Origin of the sequence: Pseudoalteromonas sp. CNAT2-18.1 (assembly GCF_022347865.1) — a bacterium.
Classification (GTDB): Bacteria; Pseudomonadota; Gammaproteobacteria; order Enterobacterales; family Alteromonadaceae; genus Pseudoalteromonas; species Pseudoalteromonas ruthenica.
Map to the genome: position 1 here is coordinate 570479 of NZ_JAKRFR010000002.1, position 19929 is coordinate 590407.

Annotated in this window: 21 protein-coding genes; 3 read left to right on the forward strand and 18 right to left on the reverse strand. The window is 48.0% G+C overall.

Annotation, left to right across the window (positions count from 1 at the left end; translation table 11 throughout):
• Positions 1-85: 85 nt before the first annotated feature.
• Positions 86-235 carry a hypothetical protein gene (locus MHM94_RS05980; RefSeq protein ID WP_235418888.1) on the reverse strand — a complete coding sequence of 50 codons (150 nt, stop codon included), beginning with the start codon at positions 233-235 and terminating at the stop codon, positions 86-88.
• A gap of 305 nt (positions 236-540) precedes the next feature.
• On the opposite strand from MHM94_RS05980, the gene MHM94_RS05985 reads away from it, so the two are divergent.
• Positions 541-858, forward strand: coding sequence for a hypothetical protein (locus tag MHM94_RS05985; protein ID WP_235418887.1), 318 nt, complete (start codon positions 541-543; stop codon positions 856-858).
• A 3-nt stretch (positions 859-861) separates the two neighbouring features.
• Here the strand turns inward: MHM94_RS05985 and MHM94_RS05990 are convergent, their stop codons facing one another.
• The 14 genes from MHM94_RS05990 to yceD form a co-directional block, all read right to left on the reverse strand.
• Positions 862-2697, reverse strand: a complete 1836-nt coding sequence (locus MHM94_RS05990; protein ID WP_235418886.1) for a metallophosphatase — start codon at positions 2695-2697, stop codon at positions 862-864.
• A gap of 19 nt (positions 2698-2716) precedes the next feature.
• Positions 2717-3496 (reverse strand): YchF/TatD family DNA exonuclease, encoded by a 780-nt coding sequence (locus tag MHM94_RS05995; protein WP_235418885.1) that lies wholly within the window; start codon positions 3494-3496, stop codon positions 2717-2719.
• Positions 3497-3530: 34 nt separating this feature from the next.
• Complete coding sequence (locus tag MHM94_RS06000) at positions 3531-3857, reverse strand: PilZ domain-containing protein (protein WP_022945950.1); 327 nt, start codon at positions 3855-3857, stop codon at positions 3531-3533.
• Between the two features lie 13 nt (positions 3858-3870).
• A complete protein-coding gene (gene holB / locus MHM94_RS06005; protein WP_235418884.1) occupies positions 3871-4770 on the reverse strand; it encodes a DNA polymerase III subunit delta' in 900 nt (299 codons plus the stop codon).
• Positions 4770-5393, reverse strand: coding sequence for a dTMP kinase (gene tmk, locus MHM94_RS06010; RefSeq protein ID WP_130147591.1), 624 nt, complete (start codon positions 5391-5393; stop codon positions 4770-4772). Before tmk ends, holB begins: the two co-directional genes overlap by 1 nt.
• Positions 5383-6372, reverse strand: a complete 990-nt coding sequence (mltG, locus tag MHM94_RS06015) for an endolytic transglycosylase MltG (protein ID WP_235418883.1) — start codon at positions 6370-6372, stop codon at positions 5383-5385. The genes tmk and mltG overlap by 11 nt, the downstream gene beginning before the upstream one ends.
• Complete coding sequence (gene pabC, locus MHM94_RS06020; RefSeq protein ID WP_138542764.1) at positions 6372-7184, reverse strand: aminodeoxychorismate lyase; 813 nt, start codon at positions 7182-7184, stop codon at positions 6372-6374. Before pabC ends, mltG begins: the two co-directional genes overlap by 1 nt.
• 79 nt (positions 7185-7263) lie before the next feature.
• Complete coding sequence (gene fabF, locus MHM94_RS06025) at positions 7264-8502, reverse strand: beta-ketoacyl-ACP synthase II (RefSeq protein WP_235418882.1); 1239 nt, start codon at positions 8500-8502, stop codon at positions 7264-7266.
• 85 nt (positions 8503-8587) lie between these two features.
• Positions 8588-8824, reverse strand: coding sequence for an acyl carrier protein (acpP, locus tag MHM94_RS06030; protein WP_022945956.1), 237 nt, complete (start codon positions 8822-8824; stop codon positions 8588-8590).
• A gap of 242 nt (positions 8825-9066) precedes the next feature.
• The gene (gene fabG / locus MHM94_RS06035) at positions 9067-9813 is read right to left on the reverse strand and encodes a 3-oxoacyl-ACP reductase FabG (protein WP_022945957.1); all 747 of its coding nucleotides are present in this window, start codon (positions 9811-9813) and stop codon (positions 9067-9069) included.
• A 12-nt stretch (positions 9814-9825) separates the two neighbouring features.
• Positions 9826-10755 carry an ACP S-malonyltransferase gene (gene fabD / locus MHM94_RS06040; RefSeq protein ID WP_235418881.1) on the reverse strand — a complete coding sequence of 310 codons (930 nt, stop codon included), beginning with the start codon at positions 10753-10755 and terminating at the stop codon, positions 9826-9828.
• A 79-nt stretch (positions 10756-10834) separates the two neighbouring features.
• Complete coding sequence (gene plsX, locus MHM94_RS06045; RefSeq protein ID WP_022945959.1) at positions 10835-11869, reverse strand: phosphate acyltransferase PlsX; 1035 nt, start codon at positions 11867-11869, stop codon at positions 10835-10837.
• An 11-nt stretch (positions 11870-11880) separates the two neighbouring features.
• Positions 11881-12051 (reverse strand): 50S ribosomal protein L32, encoded by a 171-nt coding sequence (rpmF, locus tag MHM94_RS06050; RefSeq protein ID WP_045978428.1) that lies wholly within the window; start codon positions 12049-12051, stop codon positions 11881-11883.
• A gap of 10 nt (positions 12052-12061) precedes the next feature.
• Positions 12062-12586 (reverse strand): 23S rRNA accumulation protein YceD, encoded by a 525-nt coding sequence (gene yceD, locus MHM94_RS06055; RefSeq protein ID WP_235418880.1) that lies wholly within the window; start codon positions 12584-12586, stop codon positions 12062-12064.
• Between the two features lie 120 nt (positions 12587-12706).
• Here yceD and MHM94_RS06060 point away from each other — a divergent pair, with 120 nt between their 5' ends.
• On the forward strand, positions 12707-13294 hold the full coding sequence (locus tag MHM94_RS06060; protein ID WP_235418879.1) for a Maf family protein: 588 nt from the start codon (positions 12707-12709) through the stop codon (positions 13292-13294).
• On the opposite strand, the gene MHM94_RS06065 is transcribed toward MHM94_RS06060, so the two are convergent.
• Both MHM94_RS06065 and rluC read right to left on the reverse strand, forming a co-directional pair.
• Entirely contained in the window at positions 13283-13933 is a 651-nt protein-coding gene (locus MHM94_RS06065; RefSeq protein ID WP_022945963.1) for an HAD-IA family hydrolase, read from the reverse strand. The two genes, MHM94_RS06060 and MHM94_RS06065, sit on opposite strands and share 12 nt — an antisense overlap.
• The gene (gene rluC, locus MHM94_RS06070; RefSeq protein ID WP_235418878.1) at positions 13926-14882 is read right to left on the reverse strand and encodes a 23S rRNA pseudouridine(955/2504/2580) synthase RluC; all 957 of its coding nucleotides are present in this window, start codon (positions 14880-14882) and stop codon (positions 13926-13928) included. Before rluC ends, MHM94_RS06065 begins: the two co-directional genes overlap by 8 nt.
• A gap of 637 nt (positions 14883-15519) precedes the next feature.
• Between rluC and rne the strand changes: the two genes are divergently transcribed.
• Positions 15520-18756 (forward strand): ribonuclease E, encoded by a 3237-nt coding sequence (gene rne / locus MHM94_RS06075; protein ID WP_235418877.1) that lies wholly within the window; start codon positions 15520-15522, stop codon positions 18754-18756.
• A 101-nt stretch (positions 18757-18857) separates the two neighbouring features.
• Here rne and yejK read toward each other — a convergent pair whose 3' ends face one another.
• A complete protein-coding gene (gene yejK, locus MHM94_RS06080; protein ID WP_235418876.1) occupies positions 18858-19868 on the reverse strand; it encodes a nucleoid-associated protein YejK in 1011 nt (336 codons plus the stop codon).
• Positions 19869-19929: the final 61 nt, after the last annotated feature.

The window sequence follows — 19929 nt, forward strand, 5'->3', positions numbered from 1 at the left end:
CCTCAGCTAGCTCAGATAGTTATATTGTCTTATCGCTCGCACTAATGCTGCGAGCATGCTTACACCTTAGTCAAGGCGTTGCCAATCACTTAAAGTTAACCGCCACTTTATCTGCTTTTGCAATCAAACCACTCTTTGACGATATGTAAGTTACTTTATCTGCTAACGCCACGGCATTGTTGAGCACGATAGTCACATCTCCCTGCATCACTGTTTCACCATTTTCAAAGCGCATCACTTGTGCTTTAGCCTCTGGTTGATCATCTTCAGCGAATTAAATGCGTACATCACCAATCTATGTTTGCACTTTGCTGGCCTTTTCACCAGCACATTGGGGGGAAGTCGAGCTTTTGCCACTTTATCCAGGTCGCCAACAGGAGCTTTCACACCATTATCAGCGCGAATAGAACACGTTGAACTAAGTTGGCACTGTTTTTGATACTTAACCGTGCAAAGGCGAAAAATGTCGCTATTTAGCGACATTTATTGATAAAAATTTCAATGTCCGCGAAAACTTTACAAACACAGAGGAAAACAGCGATGAAGGATAAAATAATAAACACAGTGTACGCATTTGGTCTATTTGGTCTTATCGGTGTGATCCCTCCAATTTTGGTTGAGCGCAGTATTGATGCACAGATGCACGCGCAAGTGGCGCCCAAATACAGCAAAGACTCAGACAGTTACGCATTTTTACAGCAGCGCAGCTATTCTGCTGCAGCGCCCAAGCTCACTCTTCTAGATACCTGTAATAACAGCAACGAAAACTATCAACCGCTAGCAAACTCTCTGAGCACTTTACCGCAAACCAGCTTAGTTTTGGCGCAAAGCATCATTCAGTGCCTACAGCGTAGCTAAGGGCTAATCAAGCTCATATTCGGTGACACTGTTGTCACTGTGTAACAGTCGATAACGACACAATTTGCCGTGTTCTAGCTCTACAAGACTAATCGCTGCATGACTGACCAAATGCTTTTGTGGCCCAGAGGTGGTGTCGTGTTTATCAACTTTCATTTGCCAGCGTTTAGTGAATAAATTCAGTGGGCTTCGTGGTGAGTATAAAATCGAATCAAGCTTGTCGAGCACGTTAATCAGCTTTCGTGGAAATTCGTTTTTAATGCCGCTGGCGGTTAGTTGCCAAATGCGGTTTTCTCGTTCAGAGAAACGCGCCCGCACTGAAAAACAAAACGAATAATGAACGTCGCCAGAAAGAATAATGGTTTCTTGGGGCGTATCCAAGCGGCGGAAAATATTCAGCAGTTTTTTAGCTGATCCCTCATGTGCCATCCAGTTTTCACAATCCACCATCAGCGGCTGGTTACACAGAGTAAACACAGCTTGAATAGCTTCAATGGACTTAACCCCAAATACCGGCGCAGGCGATACCAGTAATACTTGCTCCGAGCCCTGAAGACTGTTCTCCAACTCCAGTAGTCGCTGCCAATCTAATAACCCTGAAGGCTCATTAAAATCTTGTTCGTTACGCCAGCGGTGGGTACGCGTGTCAAGTACCACAACCTTAGGGCTAGTTGGCAATTCATAGTGCCAATAGTCGTAGTTTAATAATGGCTTATACAGTGGCGCTAAATGCCAAAAGCCATCCCCTCGGGCTTTTTTCAATGCCTCAAAGAACGGCCATGGCGTGTCATTGGCGCAGTTCCCCCAACCCTGAAACAACGCATAGCTGAGCATGGCGTTGCCGATAATCGCACGGCTAGCCGGGTGGGTATACACCGCTTGCTCCCAATTTGCGGTAAGGTTCCAATCATCAGTCACATCATGGTCGTCAAAAATCATCAAACTCGACACATGAGCAAATAGCCGCGCCGCATAAGGCTGCGAGGCAGCAAAATCAAGCACGTGGGTGCGCTCTTGTTGGAAGGTTTGGTAATGGGGGTGACTGTCACTGAGTTGGAGTTGCTCGGTGTCGATTAGTTGCCAACACGGTGCTCCCAAACTCAATAGGTAAAGCGCTATGAATTCTTCAAAATGCACTAAGTGGTTGGCACTTTTGACACTACTAAAGTGCGGCTCGTCGCGGCGCAACCAATAGCCTAATTGCCACTTCGAGCGCTTTTGCCATGGCGTATGGGGCAATTTACAAGCACGGTTATACAAGTCATCTTGTACTTGTTGGCTGAGCGCTATCAGCTGCTCACCCTCGCGATAAATGCCGAGACGCTCAATCAGCTGGTGGATAGCCAGCAGCATCGGCCCAGCCACGTCGTCAGCATAAATTTGATCGCCGCTAAGGAGCAACAGCTGGGGTCTTTTCTCGGCATTACTATGACTTTGCTGCATTAGCTTATCGCCCTGCACGAGGGCATCTTCACTGTAGTGATGAGGGTTGCGGCACGAGCCATGAAGCACAGAGCGCAGTTGCTCCGGGATAAGTACACTTGGCGCCCGGGTATCAGCGTAACAATAATCACCCAAGTCATGGGCTTCGGAGCCAAAATACAGGCTGTAAGCGAGGTGGATATCGGTACTAAATGCGCCATTCACTGGCGTAAGGGTACAGTTATGGAGGTATAAATGCTCTCCCAGGCGCAGTGTTTCGGTGTGTTGCTCACTGGGGTGCTGATGAAGCTTAAACACTGGCTCTAACGCCTGGGAAGTCGCCAGCTGGATGCGGATTTGCTGTTTCTCAGCGCGGCGCACCACAGGGCCTAAAAGCAACACAGGTAACGATGTCATTGCGCCGGCCCTACCCTAATTAACGCCGAGGAATACGGTTGAACAAGCGATAAAAGTTGTCGGTAGTGGCCGTTGCCAGCTCTTTATAACTGATGCCTTTAAGCTCAGCAATAAAGTAAGCTACATCCTGCACATACGCAGGCTGATTGGTTTTCCCACGATGCGGCACCGGTGCCAAATAAGGCGAGTCGGTCTCAATCAGTAACCTGTCGAGCGGAATTTGCTTAACGACATCACGTAACTGCTCAGCATTGCGAAATGTCACAATTCCGGAGATAGAGATATAAAAGCCCAAATCCATGGCTTTTTTTGCCATGTCGTAATCTTCAGTAAAGCAATGCAACACGCCACCACAGTGTTCAGCGTGGTGTTCGCGCATGAGGTTAATGGTGTCTTCGCGCGCATCTCGGGTGTGAATAATAAGCGGTTTATCCAACTCGTTGGCGACATCAATGTGGCCGACAAAACTCTCTAGTTGTACTGGCTTGGTTTCAGCACTGTAATAGTAATCAAGACCGGTTTCACCAACGGCAACGACCTTATCACTGGCAGCCAATTGTCGGAGCTGGTCAATATTGAGCGCGTCTTTTTGGTCCAATGGATGCACCCCACAAGATGCCGATACATCACTGTAAGGAGCAATCGTCTCAAGCATTTGTGGAAATTTATCCAAGGTCACGTTAACACACAAAAAGTGTTCAACATCACGCTCTCGCGCCTGTTGTAAAACACCGTCTAAGTCAGTGTCTAGCTTATCAAAGTCAAGTTTATCGAGGTGGCAATGCGAATCTACAATCATGGAATACTGCTTGGTTGATGTAAGGCCTTGGGCCTTACATGGTGTACGTTGGATTGCCGGAGTTTAACATAGTGCCGAGCATTTTTTCGATCTTGTCGCGCACATGCGTCTTATCGTCGATAAAACCGATGCCGATACCCGGGGGGTTAGAGCTCTGCGCGCCAATAGGCGTCACCCATACGACTTTCCCGGTGACCACATCGTCTTCGAGCGAGTCTGGCAAGGTAACGCGTAGCGCCAGCGATTGGCCCATTTCGTAATTCATGTTGGTACGCACGAACAAGCCGCCACTTTTTATATAAGGCATATAACAACGATACAACTCATCCAAATCGTCTAATTCTACAAGTAGCTCTTGCACATTGGCTCCTTTATTATTGGAATTCTCGTCTTAGGGTGCGCAGCAACTGCGACACCGCCAAAGTAATATTCAGCCCTGAGGTCTGTGTTAACGTTTCACTAAAGCGTTGTAATTGCTGTTCACAACGTTGCAGCGACGCAAAACTGGCCCCTTTTTGAGACTGTTGCAATAAAAATTGGCTGACAAACAGCCTAAAGATAGCAATATATTGTGAGTTTTGCGTCAAAATATCAACTAACTTGTGCCCATCTGTGCCATTTTGTAGCTGGCTAACTGCCTGATACAAGGTTTGAATTTGCTCTAGCTCATCATTATCTTGCCAGTGCTTTAGTAACAAAGGTTGCGAGATAAAGTGCTTTGCAAAGGCGCTTGCCATTGCCATCGCCGCATGGTGAGTTAGCCACTGCTGCACTGCATGCTCATCATCAATATATACGTGTTGCTTAGCACAGCGGCTTAGAATCGTTGCTGGCAACGTGGCACTGTCTGAACTTAATAGCCACAGGTAACAGTGCGCGTTAGGCTCCTCCAAGGTTTTTAACAAAGCATTACTGGCCGCCACCGTCATGCGTTGAGCCTCAGGGACAATGATACACTTAGCCCCGCCTTGTTGCGCACTGTGATGCACGAAATCACTAATGGCGCGGACACTGTCGACCCCGATAGAGGCCCCCTCATCGCTCAACACTAAGCTATCTGGGTGTGTGCCTGCTTGGTTGAGCTGACAGCTTTTGCATTGTCCACAGGGGTGCATGCCCTCATTATGGTGACATAACAGCGCCTCACTTAAATACTCAGCAAGTGCCCTCTTGCCAACGCCCTGTGGACCATAGAGTAGATGTGCGTGATGCAAACGCCCTTGCGCAAACTGGCGGGCATACTGTTGCCCAATAGCACTTAACCATGGGTACATTATCGTCTCGCTATAAACTCACAGAGCGTTTGCTCAATATCCTGATGCACTTTTTCAATTGCTTGAGAGGCATCAATAACAACAATGCGTTCATCCTGTTCAGCAAGTTCAAGATAGCGCGCGCGTGTTCGTTCAAAAAAACTTAAGTCTTCACGCTCGATGCGATCTAACTCACCTCGGCCTCGAGCACGAGCCAGGCCTAAAGCAGGTTCGATGTCTAAATACACAGTAAGATCAGGGCGAGTATCGGCCAGTACATACTGGCTAAGGAAGTTCATCACTTCACAAGAAATTTGTCGACCGCCACCTTGATAAGCCTGTGATGATAAATCGTGACGATCGCCAAGCACCCATTGGCCACTGGCAAGCGCCGGGCGAATCACATTTTCCAATAGCTGCGAGCGTGCAGCGTACATCAATAGTAACTCGGTTTGCGTACTAATGGATTCTTTCTCTGCATGTTTAACAATAGTGCGCAGCTGCTCAGCCACGGGCGTGCCACCGGGCTCGCGGGTAGTAATATAGTCAATGTTGGCGCGCGCCAAAGTGTCGGCGCAAATTTTCATTGCCGTCGACTTTCCCGACCCCTCAAGGCCTTCAATTACAATAAACTTAGCTGTCATTTCGACTCTTTAACTGATACTGACGTACGGCTCGGTTATGATCTTCAAGCCGTTTAGAAAACTGATGACTGCCATCGCCCTTGGCGACAAAATAATAATAGTCTGATTGTTGCGGTTGCACCGCAGCCAATAAGGCCGCTTTTGACGGCATGGCAATGGGCGTAGGCGGCAAGCCATCAATACGATAGGTATTATATGGCGTTTTTTCACGTAGATGGGCGCGGGTAATATTGCCATCGAATTCAGGGCCAATACCATAGATAACCGTAGGATCAGTCTGCAAGCGCATGCCTTTGTTAAGACGGTTAACAAACACCGATGCAATTAACGCCCGCTCCCCAGCGACACCGGTTTCTTTCTCTATAATTGAGGCTAAAATTAATGCCTCATCAGCACTATTGAGTGGCGAACTGCTACTACGTTGCTGCCACGCTTGGTCTAATTCAATTTCCATTTTACGATAGGCGCGAGTCAGCAACTGCACGGCATGGTCTCCGCCATGATAATGATACGTATCGGGAAAAAAGCGTCCTTCCAACTGCTCATCCAGTGGCTTTCCAAGAAATTCGTCGCCCCAATGCAACGGCTTTTCTATATAGGGAGCGCGCTGAAGTCGACTTAGCACCTGGCGCAAGTTATCGCCTTCAATAATGGTAAAGCTAAACTGGTGCTCTTTGCCTTGGCTAATTTGTCTAAATGCGGCAAGTGCAGTGCCTGGATTGAGCTGATAAAGTCCGGCTTTAAGATCAGTTAACGTGGGGTCAAGCTTGGCTAATACTTGGAATCGCCAGCAGCTATCAAGCCATTGCTTTTGCTGCCACTGGCGGCACAGTTGATTGAACCCGGTGCCACTGTGTACCTCCGCCAACTGAGATTCAGGTAAATGCAGTGGTGCCACCATAGCTTGTTTAATTTGATAGTAACCCGTTGCCGTCGCAACAATGGCTAACAACAACACCGATATGACCACCCGTAACATTAACCCAATCCCTTATTATTCAGTGCTTTGGTGAGCACGCTTTTACTAATATCTACATTGTAGTCGTGATGTGCCAAGCGCTTTATAGGGATCACTCCCATCAAACTGTTACAACAATACAAGGCATCCACACTGAAGAGTGTGGCCAAGTTTACACGTTGCTCGCGCACAGCTAAATGTTGGCTTAAATGCGTTAAATACACCCCTTTTACTCCCGCTTGGTCAAGTTTTGGGGTAAGCCACTGGCCTTGTCGATACAGCAACAAATTAGCGCTGGAAGTCTCAATAACATTATCGGTTGTATCAAGTACTAGCATATCATCACTGGGTGCCTTTGCGGCTTCTTGCTTCACCAATACTTGCTCCAAACGATTAAGCGTTTTCAACCCTGCTAACAGCGGCTGCTGTGCTAAACGGGTCTGCGCAATCGACAAGCTCAAGCCGGTCTCTGCCAATGTTTGATACTGAGTGGGGTACGGCATTAATCGCACAATACGCTGGATGTGGGCATCTGTTGGAGGAGCATAACCACGCCCGCCACTGCCACGTGTGTACACTATTTTAAGAACATAGTCATCGCTTGGGGCCATTGCTATTAAAGCATCTACGTCTCCCTCGAGCGCAGCTATGTCTAATTCAGGGAAACCTAGGCGAGTTGCACACTGTTGCAACCGAGCAATATGCAAAGGCCACAGTTCAACCTCACGCTGGCTGACTTTAGCGGTGGTAAAAAAACCATCACCATAGTTCAACCCACGATCATTGATACTTAAAGAAGTGGCCACTTGGCCGTTTATTATTGTTTTATCCATATAAAAAAGCTCGGTCATAACCGAGCTTATAGTACCAGTATCGCCCTAGTGCGGTCTACGCCGTAACTAGGGATTCACTTTATACTTTTTTGAATAACAATGAACCGTTTGTACCACCAAAGCCAAACGAGTTACACAGTGCATAATCAAGTTTTGCATCTCGCGCAGTATGGGCAATGTAATCAAGATCACAGCCCTCGTCCGGGTTATCCAAATTAATGGTCGGTGACACCTGCTGGTCGCGCAGCGATAGGATAGTGATGATTGATTCAACAGAACCCGCCGCACCTAGAAGGTGGCCCATCATCGATTTCGAAGAGCCGACCATGACTTTACTGGCGGCATCACCAAAGACGTTTTTCACGGCTTGGGTCTCTGCCTTATCACCTGCAGGAGTCGACGTTCCGTGCGCATTGATATAACCCACTTGATCTGGGTTCACGGCTGCATCTTTTATAGCATTGGCCATTGATAAACCGGCGCCAGCACCATCCGCTGGCGGCGAAGTCATATGGAAAGCGTCGCCGCTCATACCAAAACCGACGAGCTCAGCGTAAATATTAGCGCCCCGCGCTTTAGCATGCTCATACTCTTCGAGCACAATCACACCTGCACCATCAGAGAGTACAAAACCATCGCGGTCTTTATCCCACGGACGTGACGCCGCTTGCGGGTCGTCGTTGCGAGTGGAGAGCGCTCGTGCGGCGCTAAAGCCGCCCATACCCATTGGCGTAGATGCTTTTTCAGCACCACCGGCAAGCATGGCATCGGCATCGCCATAGGCAATCATACGCGCTGCATGACCAATATTGTGCAAACCGGTCGTACAGGCAGTAACAATGGAGATATTCGGTCCACGCAGACCTTTCATAATTGAAAGATGGCCAGAGATCATATTAATGATGGTCGATGGCACATAAAAAGGCGACAGTTTACGTGGGCCTACATTTAGAAGCTTTTCGTGGTTTTCTTCAATCAGAGACAAGCCACCAATACCAGAACCTACAGCTACACCAACGCGATCAGCATTTTGTTCGGTGATTTCTAAGCCAGAATCGTCCAACGCCTGAAGGCCTGCAGCGATACCGTATTGGATAAATAAATCCATTTTCTTGGTATCTTTTTTTGCCATGTAATCAGTGGCATCAAAATCTTTAATTAAACCGGCGAACTTGGTGCCAAAATCTGTTGTATCAAAATGGGTGATAGGGCCTATGCCACTTTGTCCATTTAATAAGCCTTGCCAGGTAGACGCTACATCGTTACCCAGCGGCGTTAGCATACCTAAGCCAGTCACTACGACTCGACGTTTAGCCACGGTGTCCTCCAAAAGGGAATATGTGATGGGAGTCTAAGATAGACTAAGGGCAGCTGAATGCTGCCCTTAAATAGAAATGCGTTGATTACTCAGCGTGAGCTGTAACGTAATCGATAGCTGCTTGAACTGTAGTGATCTTCTCAGCTTCTTCGTCTGGGATCTCAGTATCGAATTCTTCTTCTAGCGCCATTACTAGCTCAACAGTATCAAGAGAGTCCGCACCTAGATCGTCAACGAAAGACGCTTCAAGCTTTACTTCTTCTTCTTTAACACCTAGCTGCTCAACGATGATTTTCTTTACGCGTTCTTGGATGTCGCTCATTCTTCTTTCCTTTATTTAAACGCTATTGCGTTATTTTTCAGATTGCGGCGTAGTTTACGCAGCATATTTGTCTGATTCAAGGATTTGCCCAGAGTTTTTTGGCTGGTCAAACCTCTAAGATTCAAAAGTTGCCCTTTTATCGCCCATTTTCACAGCGATTTCAAGTATGTTTAAAGCAAGATCACAAAAACTTCAACGTTTTGAGCCGAGTTTTTGCGACCTTTTTACGGCTGTTTTAGCCTTTACACCATGTACATTGCGCCATTTACATGCAAAGTTTCACCAGAAACGTATGCGCCCGCATCAGAGGCTAAATAACATACCGCAGCGGCAATCTCAGACGGGTGTCCCAAACGTCCTGCCGGTACATTGGCAAGCGTAGCCGCTTTTTGCTCATCAGTCAGCTCATCAGTCATATCTGTTTGAATAAAACCTGGAGCCACAACGTTTACAGTAATACCGCGCGAAGCCACTTCACGGGCCAAGGATTTTGAAAAACCGATAACACCCGCTTTGGCAGCGGCATAGTTTGCTTGCCCAGCATTACCCATGGTGCCAACAACCGAGCCGATGTTAATAATACGCCCTGACTTTTTCTTCATCATTGGCCGCAACACCGCTTTCGATAAACGATAAATAGCCGACAAGTTGGTGTCGATAATGTCCTGCCACTCATCGTCTTTCATGCGCATTAAGAGGTTATCGCGGGTGATACCGGCATTATTAACAAGCACATCAAGATCGCCGAAATCAGCTTTAATGGCCGCTAACGTGTCAGCAATAGAATCACTGTCCGTAACATTTAGCTTGTAGCCTTTACCGTTTTCACCTAAGTATGCAGAAATTTTCTCTGCACCGTTGTCGCTGGTCGCGGTGCCGGCAACCGTTGCGCCCTGCTCTACTAGTAGTTCAGCGACCGCTTTACCGATACCTCGGCTGGCGCCGGTTACTAATACAACTTTGCCCTCTAAGGAAAATAAATTTGCCATCATTGTTCTCTTTTATTTCGCTGCATCAATGCTGGCGATGTCATTCACTGCACTGCATGCAACTGATTTATCAATTCGTTTCACCAGCCCTGTAAGTACTTTACCTGGGCCAAATTCATACGCTTGTGTCACACCCTGCTTTGCGATAGCTTGCATGGTTTCAGTCCAACGTACAGGCGAATACAGTTGGCGGACCAAGGCATCTTTGATTGCTTCAATGTCTTGCTCGGCACTGACATCAACATTATTGATGACATTGTATTTAGGTGCCTGCAACGCCAACGCATCTAAATCAGCCTTTAATTGCTCTGCCGCTGGTTTCATCAACTCACAATGCGACGGCACACTCACAGCAAGTGGCAATGCACGTTTCGCTCCGGCTTCTTTACAGGCTTCGCTAGCGCGCTCTACCGCTTCTTTGTTACCGGCAATCACCACTTGGCCTGGTGAGTTATAATTCACCGGCGCAACCACTTGATCTTGTGCGCTCTGGGCACACGCTTTGGCAATTGCATCATCATCTAAACCAATAATCGCAGCCATTGAGCCGACGCCAGCAGGAACCGCCTGCTGCATATATTGGCCGCGCTTTTCTACGAGTTTCACGCCATCGGCCAGGCTTAATACCCCAGCACACACCAGCGCGGAATACTCGCCTAGACTGTGCCCAGCAAGCACCAACTCATGACCTTGATCTGTTTGCTGTTGCCAATGGCGGAAAATAGCCACTGATGCACACAGTAGTGCTGGTTGCGTACGATGGGTTTCGTTTAGCTTGTCTTGTGGACCATTAAGTACCAAGTCAGCCAAATCATAGCCAAGGGCATCAGACGCTTCACGGAAGGTCTCTTGCACAGTGCTCGACTCAGCCAATAGCTCGGTTAACATACCAACGCTCTGTGAGCCTTGACCTGGAAATAAAATTGCGATTTTTTCAGACATATGCTGCTCTTTTCGTTTGTTTTAGCGATGTTCGCGAATATTGGCAGGCAGTTAATGAGGAGGGAGGTTGGCGCAGCGCTTAACTCGCGTCTTGCATGGGTTCATGCTCTGCAAAGGCCGTTTGTATCTTCTCTGGCAACTGTCGTTGCACTTCCCTTACAGCCTCATTAATTGCCGCAAGAAATGCACTCGCTGAGGCATTTCCGTGACTTTTAACCACTATACCGCGCAATCCTACCAAAGATGCACCGTTATACTGGTCGGGGTTCACCTTTTTATATATTTTTTTTATGACAGGCATAAGAATTAGCGCCAAACCGCGATAAAGCAAATGCTTTTTCAATGCACGCGTCATCTTGTGCATAATCAATTTAGCAATGCCTTCACAGGTTTTGAGCGCCACATTACCGACAAAGCCCTCACACACGATCACATCTGACTTGCCGCTAAAAATATCACTGCCCTCGCTGTAACCAGTGTAATTAAGCGCGGGGTTCTTTTGCATCATCTGCGCCGCTTCTTTAATGCCTTCATGACCTTTAATATCTTCCGAACCGATATTAAGCAAGCTCACACGGGGATGCTCGATATCTTGTGACTCGCGAGCAACCACCGACCCCATAATGCCAAATTGATACAAAGTATGGGCATCACAGTGAACGTTAGCGCCTAAATCAAGTAAATAAACCGGTTTTTTGGTCTCTGTGGGCACCGATGAGATCAGCGCTGGGCGTTTAATACCAGGCAGCATTTTTAGCACATAATGGGCCATAGCAAATAATGCGCCGGTATTCCCAGAACTAACACAAGCCTGCGCTTTACCTTGCTTGACTAAATCTAGGGCAATACGCATTGATGCGTCTTTTTTATTACGCAGCGCAGAAGCTGGCTCGTCAGCATTGGTGACAATTTGCGTGCAGTGCTGAATTTTTAATCGTGGATGTTGCAGTGCATCGAGCTGAGAAAGTTGCTCTTGTAATAACTGCTCATTACCGCAGAGGATCAGGGTAAGTGTTGGATGTAGATGAACCGCTTCAACTGCGGCGGGGATAGATGAACGGGGGCCGTAATCGCCCCCCATCATATCTAACGCAATGGTTAGACTGCGTTGCATAAAGCAATCTCTTACTTAGAAACTACTTTAACGCCTTTGTAGTAGCCGTCTGCAGTGACGTGGTGACGACGGTGAGTTTCACCAGTCACTTTATCAACTGTTAGAGCTGGACCACTGATCGCATCGTGTGAACGACGCATACCACGTCTTGCACGAGACTTTTTGCTTTTTTGTACCGCCATTAGCCTTCTCCTAAGAATCTTTCTTAAGTTGTTTCAAAATTTCAAATGGATTTGGTTTTTCATCTTCTGCCTCGATCTCTCCAAAGCTTTTCGCTTCTTCGGAGTATCGACAAGATGCTTCGTCATGCATAGGCACGATAGGAATAGCCAATATCAACTCATCTTCCACTAATTTCCGAAGGTTGACTTCGCCGTTCTCATCTAGCTCCACGACATCATAGTAATCCGGAAGATCACCAGACTCTGCACCTATGCCAACTGGCGTATAAGCAAAGTGTTGATCCAAATCCAACCTAAACTCTTCATTGCAACGCTGACAGGTTAGTGTCACCGTGGTCTTAATCGACCCCGACAGCACCGTTAAACCTTGCTCGTCATGTTTGCAATGAACATGTACCGCTATCTCACCACTTGAGTCCAGCACAACTTGCTCGAATCGAGAAAGTTCTTCAAACCGAATCACGCCGTCATATTCTAACTTGCGTGTTGCGGCCCTGCCCGGGTCAAGGGTGACGGGAATCTTCACCTTTTGCATAGGGGCTGCATCATATAGATAGTTGCTAGTAGAGTCAAAATAAAATTCGACTTTCCTTTTGTTTTTCGCCCGATTGCGCCGTATTCTAAGGCCGATGTTTAACAAATCGATGATCGGGCCATGAAATTAGCTTTTATCTTAGCCTCTAGTTCGCCATTTCGGCAGCAATTATTAAAAAAAATTATCCCTGAATTCACTCATTTTTCCCCAGATATTGACGAAACACCTGAACACAATGAAGCCCCAGAAGTATTAGTACGTCGCCTCGCCCTCGCCAAAGCCAATGCCGCGCACCAACACTATAACAAAGGCATCGTAATAGGCTCTGATCAGGTCGCTGTGCATCAAGGCGACATTTTAGGAAAACCGCATACGGTTGCTCGAGCTCAGCAACAATTAGCACGCTTTAGTGGCGATGAAGTTACCTTTTTAACTTCGCTGGCATTGCTTGATTTAGAAACGGATAACACCCAGGTGATTGTCGAACCTTTTACGGTGCAGTTTCGCACCCTAAGCGAGCAGCAAATTGCTAACTACATTGCTAAAGAGCAACCGCTTAATTGCGCGGGCAGCTTTAAAAGCGAAGGCTTAGGGATTTGCTTATTTTCCCGTATGCAAGGAAATGACGCCAATAGCCTGATAGGGATGCCGCTGTTGCAACTCAACGCCATGCTACTGAATTGGCAAATTGACCCGTTAGCGCTGTAATAACGTGCGCAGCTCGCTGAAATGATCGACGGTTGCAACGGGGGAAAACTGTTGCAACTGCGCGGCGTTATGCACCCCGAAGGTGACTCCCACGGCATCGACCTTGGCATTGGCCGCCAGCTGCATATCTATTTGCGTATCCCCAATCATCAGTGCTTTATCGGCACTGACATCACACATTGTTAAAATTTGCTCGAGCATATCGGGGTGTGGTTTTGAATGAGCCTCACAACTGGTGCGCGTATACTCAAAGTAATCAGTCAACTGAGACTCAGCGAGTAAACGGTCTAAACCCTTGCGGCTTTTACCCGTTGCCACTGCCAGCCGATAACCCTGGCTCTTAAGCGCTGCAAGAGTCGTTTCAACCTCAGCAAAAAGCGGCGTTGGCGTATTATCTTCATACACATAATGATGTTTGTAGCGCGCCACCAGGTCGGTGTGGAGTTGACTGTGCTCGGGAAATAACGTGGCAATCGCGGTTTCTAAGCTCAACCCGATAATATTTTTAGCGGCCTCATCGGTGGGTTCTGGCACGCTAAAATGACGCGCAGCGCCTTGCAGGGTGGCAACAATTTTGCCTACCGAGTCCATCACCGTGCCGTCCCAATCAAAAATAATAAGCTCTTTGCTATTAAGCACGACGTAACTTCTCCAAGCAATGCGTTAATGCCTTGTCTAACGGTGCTTCAAGTGCCAAAGTGGTTTCCGTTTTAGGATGAAGAAAACGCAGCTCGCGAGCGTGCAAGAACAAGCGGTTCAGGCCCGATTCGCGCATCGCGGTATCGAATACTTGCTCGCCATATTTATCATCACAGGCAATCGGGTGGCCTTTGCACTGGGTGTGCACGCGGATTTGGTGAGTCCGCCCGGTCACAGGCGATGCCTGTACCAAGGAGCACTGTTCAAAACGCTCGAGCACGCGAAAACGAGTATGGGACGCTTTACCCCGTTCATGGTCAACCCGCACCACTCGCTCACCGGATTGCAGAGTGTTTTTATTGAGCGGCTCAGTCACATTGCGCACCTTAGCATCCCATTGTCCGGCAACCAGCGCCCAATAGTTTTTCTCCATGGTTTTTTCTCGCAGTTGCTCATGCAAGCCTTTTAACACCGCGCGTTTTTTTGCAATCAATAAACACCCGGAGGTGTCACGGTCTAAGCGGTGCACCAATTCCAGGCTCTTCTCCTGCGGTCGCAGCGCTCGTAACGCCTCAATCAAGCCAAAACTTAAGCCGCTGCCACCATGCACCGCCATACCTGCGGGTTTATTGATGACAATAAGGTACTTATCTTCGAATAAAATAGCGTCTTCAAGCTTGCTCACTTTATCAAGGTTAGTGGGCACCTGCTGCTCGGGACGCTCGGCAATTTTTATCGGCGGAATGCGCACCGTGTCGCCGCTTTGCAGCTTATACACCGGCTTCACCCGCTTTTTGTTCACTCGCACTTCGCCTTTGCGTAAAATACGGTATACCGCGCTTTTGGGCACCCCTTTTAGTTTGGTAATCAAAAAGTTGTCGATGCGCTGTCCGCTGTAGTCTTCATCGACGGTTACAAAGCTTACCTGAGTGCCTATGGAGTCTTTCATTGCCTAATCACTGATTTGAGTCATAATTTAGTTGCTAACGCAGTGGTTTTAATGGGATAATCCAAGCACGTAAAACCACCGTTAAGCGGTAGGTGTTTACGCTGCCATTGGCTTAGGCCAAACTTGCGTGAAACACATTCTGGGAAAGCGATCATACAGATTCGAGCTCGTATTTCCACAGCTTTTATCACCCAGAACCCACGTGACGGCAGTAGCAAGCAATGCGCGTAATAGATTGCTTCGCTGGCTGCGACCGCAAGTGGCAAGCGCCCAAAAGGGCAAGCGGAAACGAACAATAAAACGATGGGTTTTTGCTTTGATTAAGCACATGCTTAGGGCAAATACCACTAATGTAGACAATGAACATAATGCTATCGACCACCGTGAAGGTGTATCGGTAAAAACGACACAGTCATCTTGTTGAAGATAAACTGCACTGCGTAAAGTCCACGCATTGAGCGTGGCAAATAAGGCCCTATTGGCCGCTATTTTTATCGCCAGTTGCAACACAAGGTGAAACTAGAACGTTAAGCTTTTGCGTTAAAAGCCCAGTCGTGAGACTGCACCGAAGACAAAAATAAGAGCGCCGAAAGACCTAAGTGGTCGGGCACTATGCACAGAATTTAAGAGTAACAATATGAAACGTATGCTAATCAATGCGACGCAGCAAGAAGAAATGCGCGTTGCACTGGTTGATGGCCAGCGCCTGTATGATTTAGATATCGAAAGCCCTGGACACGAACAAAAAAAAGCCAATATTTACAAGGGTAAAATTACCCGCATCGAACCTTCACTTGAAGCCGCTTTTGTTGATTATGGCGCCGAACGCCACGGTTTCTTACCTCTAAAAGAAATCGCTCGCACTTACTTCCCTAGTGGTTATACCTTCAACGGTCGCCCAAACATCAAAGACGTGATCAAAGAAGGTCAAGAAGTCATTGTTCAGGTTGATAAGGAAGAACGTGGTCAAAAAGGCGCGGCTCTGACTACCTTTATTAGTGTTGCTGGTAGCTACCTTGTACTGATGCCGAATAACCCTCGCGCCGGCGGTATTTCTCGTCGCATTGAAGGTGAAGAGCGTGCCGAATTAAAAGACGCACTTAGCCGCTTAGATTTGCCTAAAGGCATGGGGTTGATTGTCCGCACCGCTGGTGTTGGTAAATCATTCGAAGAGCTTGACTATGACCTTAAGGCCCTGCTGGTTCACTGGCAAGCAATCAAAGAAGCAGCCGATAGCGATAAAGCCCCTTTCTTGATTCACCAAGAAAGCAACGTGATTTTCCGCGCTATTCGTGATTACTTACGCCGTGATATTGGTGAAATCTTAATTGATAAGCCAAAGGTATTTGAAGAAGCTAAAGCGCATATTGAGCGCTTCCGCCCTGACTTCATGAGCCGTGTAAAGTTGTATCAAAACGATGTGCCTTTGTTCACTCATTACCAAATCGAAAGCCAAATTGAGTCAGCGTTCCAGCGTGAAGTACGCTTACCATCAGGTGGTTCAATCGTTATTGACCCAACTGAAGCCCTGACTTCTATTGATATCAACTCGTCAAAGGCAACCAAAGGCAGTGATATCGAAGAAACGGCCTTGAACACCAACTTAGAAGCGGCCGATGAAATCGCCCGTCAACTGCGCCTGCGTGATCTTGGTGGCCTGATCGTAATCGACTTTATCGATATGACTCCTCCACGTCACCAACGTGAAGTAGAAAACCGCTTAAAAGATGCTGCACGCCAAGACCGTGCCCGCGTGCAAATCGGTAAGATTTCACGTTTTGGTCTGTTGGAAATGTCGCGTCAACGTTTGCGCCCTTCTCTTGGTGAGGCGAGCCAAGGCACCTGCCCACGCTGTAGTGGCCAAGGCACAATCCGCTCAAACGAATCCATTGCGCTTTCAATTTTGCGCTTGATTGAAGAAGAAGCAATCAAAGACAACACCTCGCAAGTGAATGCCCAGGTCCCTGTTGCCGTCGGTGCTTACCTGTTAAATGAAAAACGCCGCAGCGTACAACGAATCGAAAAACGTCATAACTGTGATGTAGTGATCATTCCAAACCAACACATGGAAACACCTCACTATGAAGTAGTGCGTTTACGTAAAGATGAAACCTTAGAAGCGGCTAGCTACGAGCAGATTGCTGAGCCTGAGGCGGAAGCAGTCGAGTACTCACGCGCACCTGTCGCACCGAAGCGCGAAGAGCCTGTGCTTAAGGGTGTAGTTATGCCGAAGGACCCGGCGCCAGTGAGCGCCCCTAAAGCGCAACCCAAAGCGACAGAAGAGCCAGGTCTACTAAGCCGTATCGGGCAATGGTTGAAGAGCTTGTTTAGTGATGAGCAAGAGCAGCCAGAACAAGATAAGCAACGTAAACAACAGAGCAATAACGAACGTCGTGGCGGCGGTGATCGTCGTCGTAATAATCAGCGTCGTCGTAATAATCAATCGCGCAATAAGCCAAAAGGTCCGCGCACGCAAAACGCCGAGGTTGCTGAGCAAGATAAAGATAAGGCTGAAGAAAGCAATAATCGAAACGAGCGTGGTGGCGAACGCGGTGGTAATCGTAATAAGCGTCGTCGTGGCGGTCAAAACCGTCGTCGCGATAACCGCAACGACAACAACACCACCAACGAGCAAGAAAATAAAGATGTTGCGAACACTGCCAAGGACGCGCAAAGCGACGAGCAACAGCAAGCGAAGCCAAAGCAGCGTCGCCAACGCCGCAACCTGCGTAAGAAAGTACGTGTAGAAAACACTCAGAACAACACTGCTAGCGAAGAAAAGCCAGTAGCTGCTGTTGAAAACTCTGAGCAGCAAGCAGCTGTGGCTCAGCCAGAAAAGGCACTTGAGAAGGCGGATAAGCCAACCAAGCCAACACAAGGTAAAGAGCAAAAGCAGCAAAATACTGCGGACAAGCACAATGATGTGGCTGCAAAGAAAGCATCGCTTGACGAAGCACCGCAAACCATTGACGAGCAAGCGCAGAGCAATGAGCAAGGTGAAGGTGAAAAAGAGGGTCGTACCCGTACTCGCCGCTCACCACGTCACTTACGCGCTGCGGGTCAACGCCGCCGTCGTGATAAGCAAGAAGGTGACAGTGATTCACCGGCATTTGTACCCGTCGCAGATCAAGCCATGGCTGAGCAGTCGCAACAACCAAGCGATGACACGCCAAAGCAAGTGAACGACGATACAAAAACGACTGCAGCCACTGACAACGCAGCAGCAGAGACAGCGCCAACTAACAGTACGCAAGAGACCGCTGAGCAGGCCCCGGCTATAGAAGCTGAAGCAGCTCCGGTTGCGGCCGTGCAAGAAGAGACCGCTCCTGCCGCTGAGCAAATCATTGATACTGATGAGCCAGCAGCCGAGGGACAGCCTGAGCAAAGCGTTGCTGAGGTAGAATCTGGAGAACCTGCGCAGCAGCCTGAGACTGAAGTCGCTGAAGCATCCGCATCTAGCGAAGCGAAACAGCCTGAGAGCGAACCGCAAGCGCCATCAGAGCCAGAAGATAAGCCGTCAGCTGAACCTGCATCTGCAGCAGTTGTTGAGCAAGAATCGGCTGAGCCTTCAGCTGAGCCTGCACCTGAGCCACAGCGAGCGGTAACACCCGCTATAAGCAAAGCTTTAGGTCATGCCAGTGCGCCTGCGACACAACCGCAAGCGGTGGCATTGGTGGCTGCTTCTGAAGTGCCGAAAGCCATGCCAAGCGAAGCACGTATGACGCTACAAAGCAGCACATTGAAGCCTGGTTCGGTTGCACCGGTAGGCCATGCTTATGCCGATGCAGCAACGCCGAAGACAGTGTCGACAGACACTAAGGTGGCACATGCTGCACACCAAGATGAGCATCAAGCACAGACAGTCAACGACTAAGGCGCTTGTACCATCATAAAAAAAGCCGCTGTTTTCACAGCGGCTTTTTTGTATCTCTATAACGCTCAGTTACCAGTGGACGTTAACCCCACTGTATAGTACTAAGACTCATCACCGAGCTGATCGAGTTGGTCTTTTAAATTTGGCGGCACGCCCTTGATTGTCAAGGTGTCGTTGACTGGATCATAAATCACTCGCTCGCCTAGATGCTTGCGCTCAAACCCCACGCTCACGCCGCCACCCATGCCCGAGAGTTTAACCATGCCGGTTACGGTCTTTTTATCCACCGGGAAAGATTCAGCCAAATCATAGCTTTGCTGCTCGTAAAAGCTGTTAAAGCTTTGCTCATCATCTTTGCTGATAGCGCGCCCTATGTCTTCAATGCTGGCATCTTCACCACTACTGATTCTGTCGCTACAGTAGTCAAACACCTCGCGACGGCGCTCATCTTTTTCTTCTTTATCTAGCTCTTGCTCGCTTAAGTAATCTTCTACGGCGCTAAGCATAGAGCGACTTTGCTGCTTCGGATCAATGCCCTCTTCGCAACCTAAAAAGTCTAAAAAGAAGTCGGCCACTTTGCGCCCAGCGCGACCTTTAATAAAGGAGATATAGCGATTATCCTCGGGCTGTGTATCCCACGCGGCAAGGTCAACACGCGCTGCCAATTGCATACGGGTAATATCTAAATGGCGAGACGCCGCCAAATCAAGTTCGGAGGTAATAGTATAATGCTCTTTAATATTAATAAGCGCGATTAAAATATAGTCACTGGCGACATATTGATAATGGCAAAAAACTAAATAACCACTTTCATTGAAAGCGTATTTATCGAGCTCTTCTTTTAGCACACTCGCCGCTTGCTCGGTAACCTGCCAAAATCCCAACTCGTTATTTCGATAACTTTGCATACTGCTGGCAACCACACTGCTTTTCTCAGGGCTGAAGGCGCAAAAGCCTTTTCCAGGTTTGCCGTTATAAGCATGGTGGAGCTGTTCAATAAACACGTTTACACGATCATTAATTGGCATTTCGTCGTTGCGCAAATGAATTTGGGTACTGTCGTCTTCTTTGTCGACGTAGTGCACAACCAGCTTTTTAACCTCAGTGCTCATCTTTGTTTTTCACTCCTGCGGTGTTAAAATACAAGAATATATAATCAGTATGAAATCCACC

Excerpts from the sequence above, each read along its gene's own strand:
- MHM94_RS05980 (WP_235418888.1), bottom strand. The coding sequence starts at position 235 with ATGCGCTTTGAAAATGGTGAAACAGTGATGCAGGGAGATGTGACTATC.
- MHM94_RS05985 (WP_235418887.1), top strand. The coding sequence starts at position 541 with ATGAAGGATAAAATAATAAACACAGTGTACGCATTTGGTCTATTTGGT.
- MHM94_RS05990 (WP_235418886.1), bottom strand. The coding sequence starts at position 2,697 with ATGACATCGTTACCTGTGTTGCTTTTAGGCCCTGTGGTGCGCCGCGCT.
- MHM94_RS05995 (WP_235418885.1), bottom strand. The coding sequence starts at position 3,496 with ATGATTGTAGATTCGCATTGCCACCTCGATAAACTTGACTTTGATAAG.
- holB (WP_235418884.1), bottom strand. The coding sequence starts at position 4,770 with ATGTACCCATGGTTAAGTGCTATTGGGCAACAGTATGCCCGCCAGTTT.
- tmk (WP_130147591.1), bottom strand. The coding sequence starts at position 5,393 with ATGACAGCTAAGTTTATTGTAATTGAAGGCCTTGAGGGGTCGGGAAAG.
- mltG (WP_235418883.1), bottom strand. The coding sequence starts at position 6,372 with ATGTTACGGGTGGTCATATCGGTGTTGTTGTTAGCCATTGTTGCGACG.
- pabC (WP_138542764.1), bottom strand. The coding sequence starts at position 7,184 with ATGGATAAAACAATAATAAACGGCCAAGTGGCCACTTCTTTAAGTATC.
- acpP (WP_022945956.1), bottom strand. The coding sequence starts at position 8,824 with ATGAGCGACATCCAAGAACGCGTAAAGAAAATCATCGTTGAGCAGCTA.
- fabG (WP_022945957.1), bottom strand. The coding sequence starts at position 9,813 with ATGGCAAATTTATTTTCCTTAGAGGGCAAAGTTGTATTAGTAACCGGC.
- fabD (WP_235418881.1), bottom strand. The coding sequence starts at position 10,755 with ATGTCTGAAAAAATCGCAATTTTATTTCCAGGTCAAGGCTCACAGAGC.
- plsX (WP_022945959.1), bottom strand. The coding sequence starts at position 11,869 with ATGCAACGCAGTCTAACCATTGCGTTAGATATGATGGGGGGCGATTAC.
- rpmF (WP_045978428.1), bottom strand. The coding sequence starts at position 12,051 with ATGGCGGTACAAAAAAGCAAAAAGTCTCGTGCAAGACGTGGTATGCGT.
- yceD (WP_235418880.1), bottom strand. The coding sequence starts at position 12,586 with ATGCAAAAGGTGAAGATTCCCGTCACCCTTGACCCGGGCAGGGCCGCA.
- MHM94_RS06060 (WP_235418879.1), top strand. The coding sequence starts at position 12,707 with ATGAAATTAGCTTTTATCTTAGCCTCTAGTTCGCCATTTCGGCAGCAA.
- rluC (WP_235418878.1), bottom strand. The coding sequence starts at position 14,882 with ATGAAAGACTCCATAGGCACTCAGGTAAGCTTTGTAACCGTCGATGAA.
- rne (WP_235418877.1), top strand. The coding sequence starts at position 15,520 with ATGAAACGTATGCTAATCAATGCGACGCAGCAAGAAGAAATGCGCGTT.
- yejK (WP_235418876.1), bottom strand. The coding sequence starts at position 19,868 with ATGAGCACTGAGGTTAAAAAGCTGGTTGTGCACTACGTCGACAAAGAA.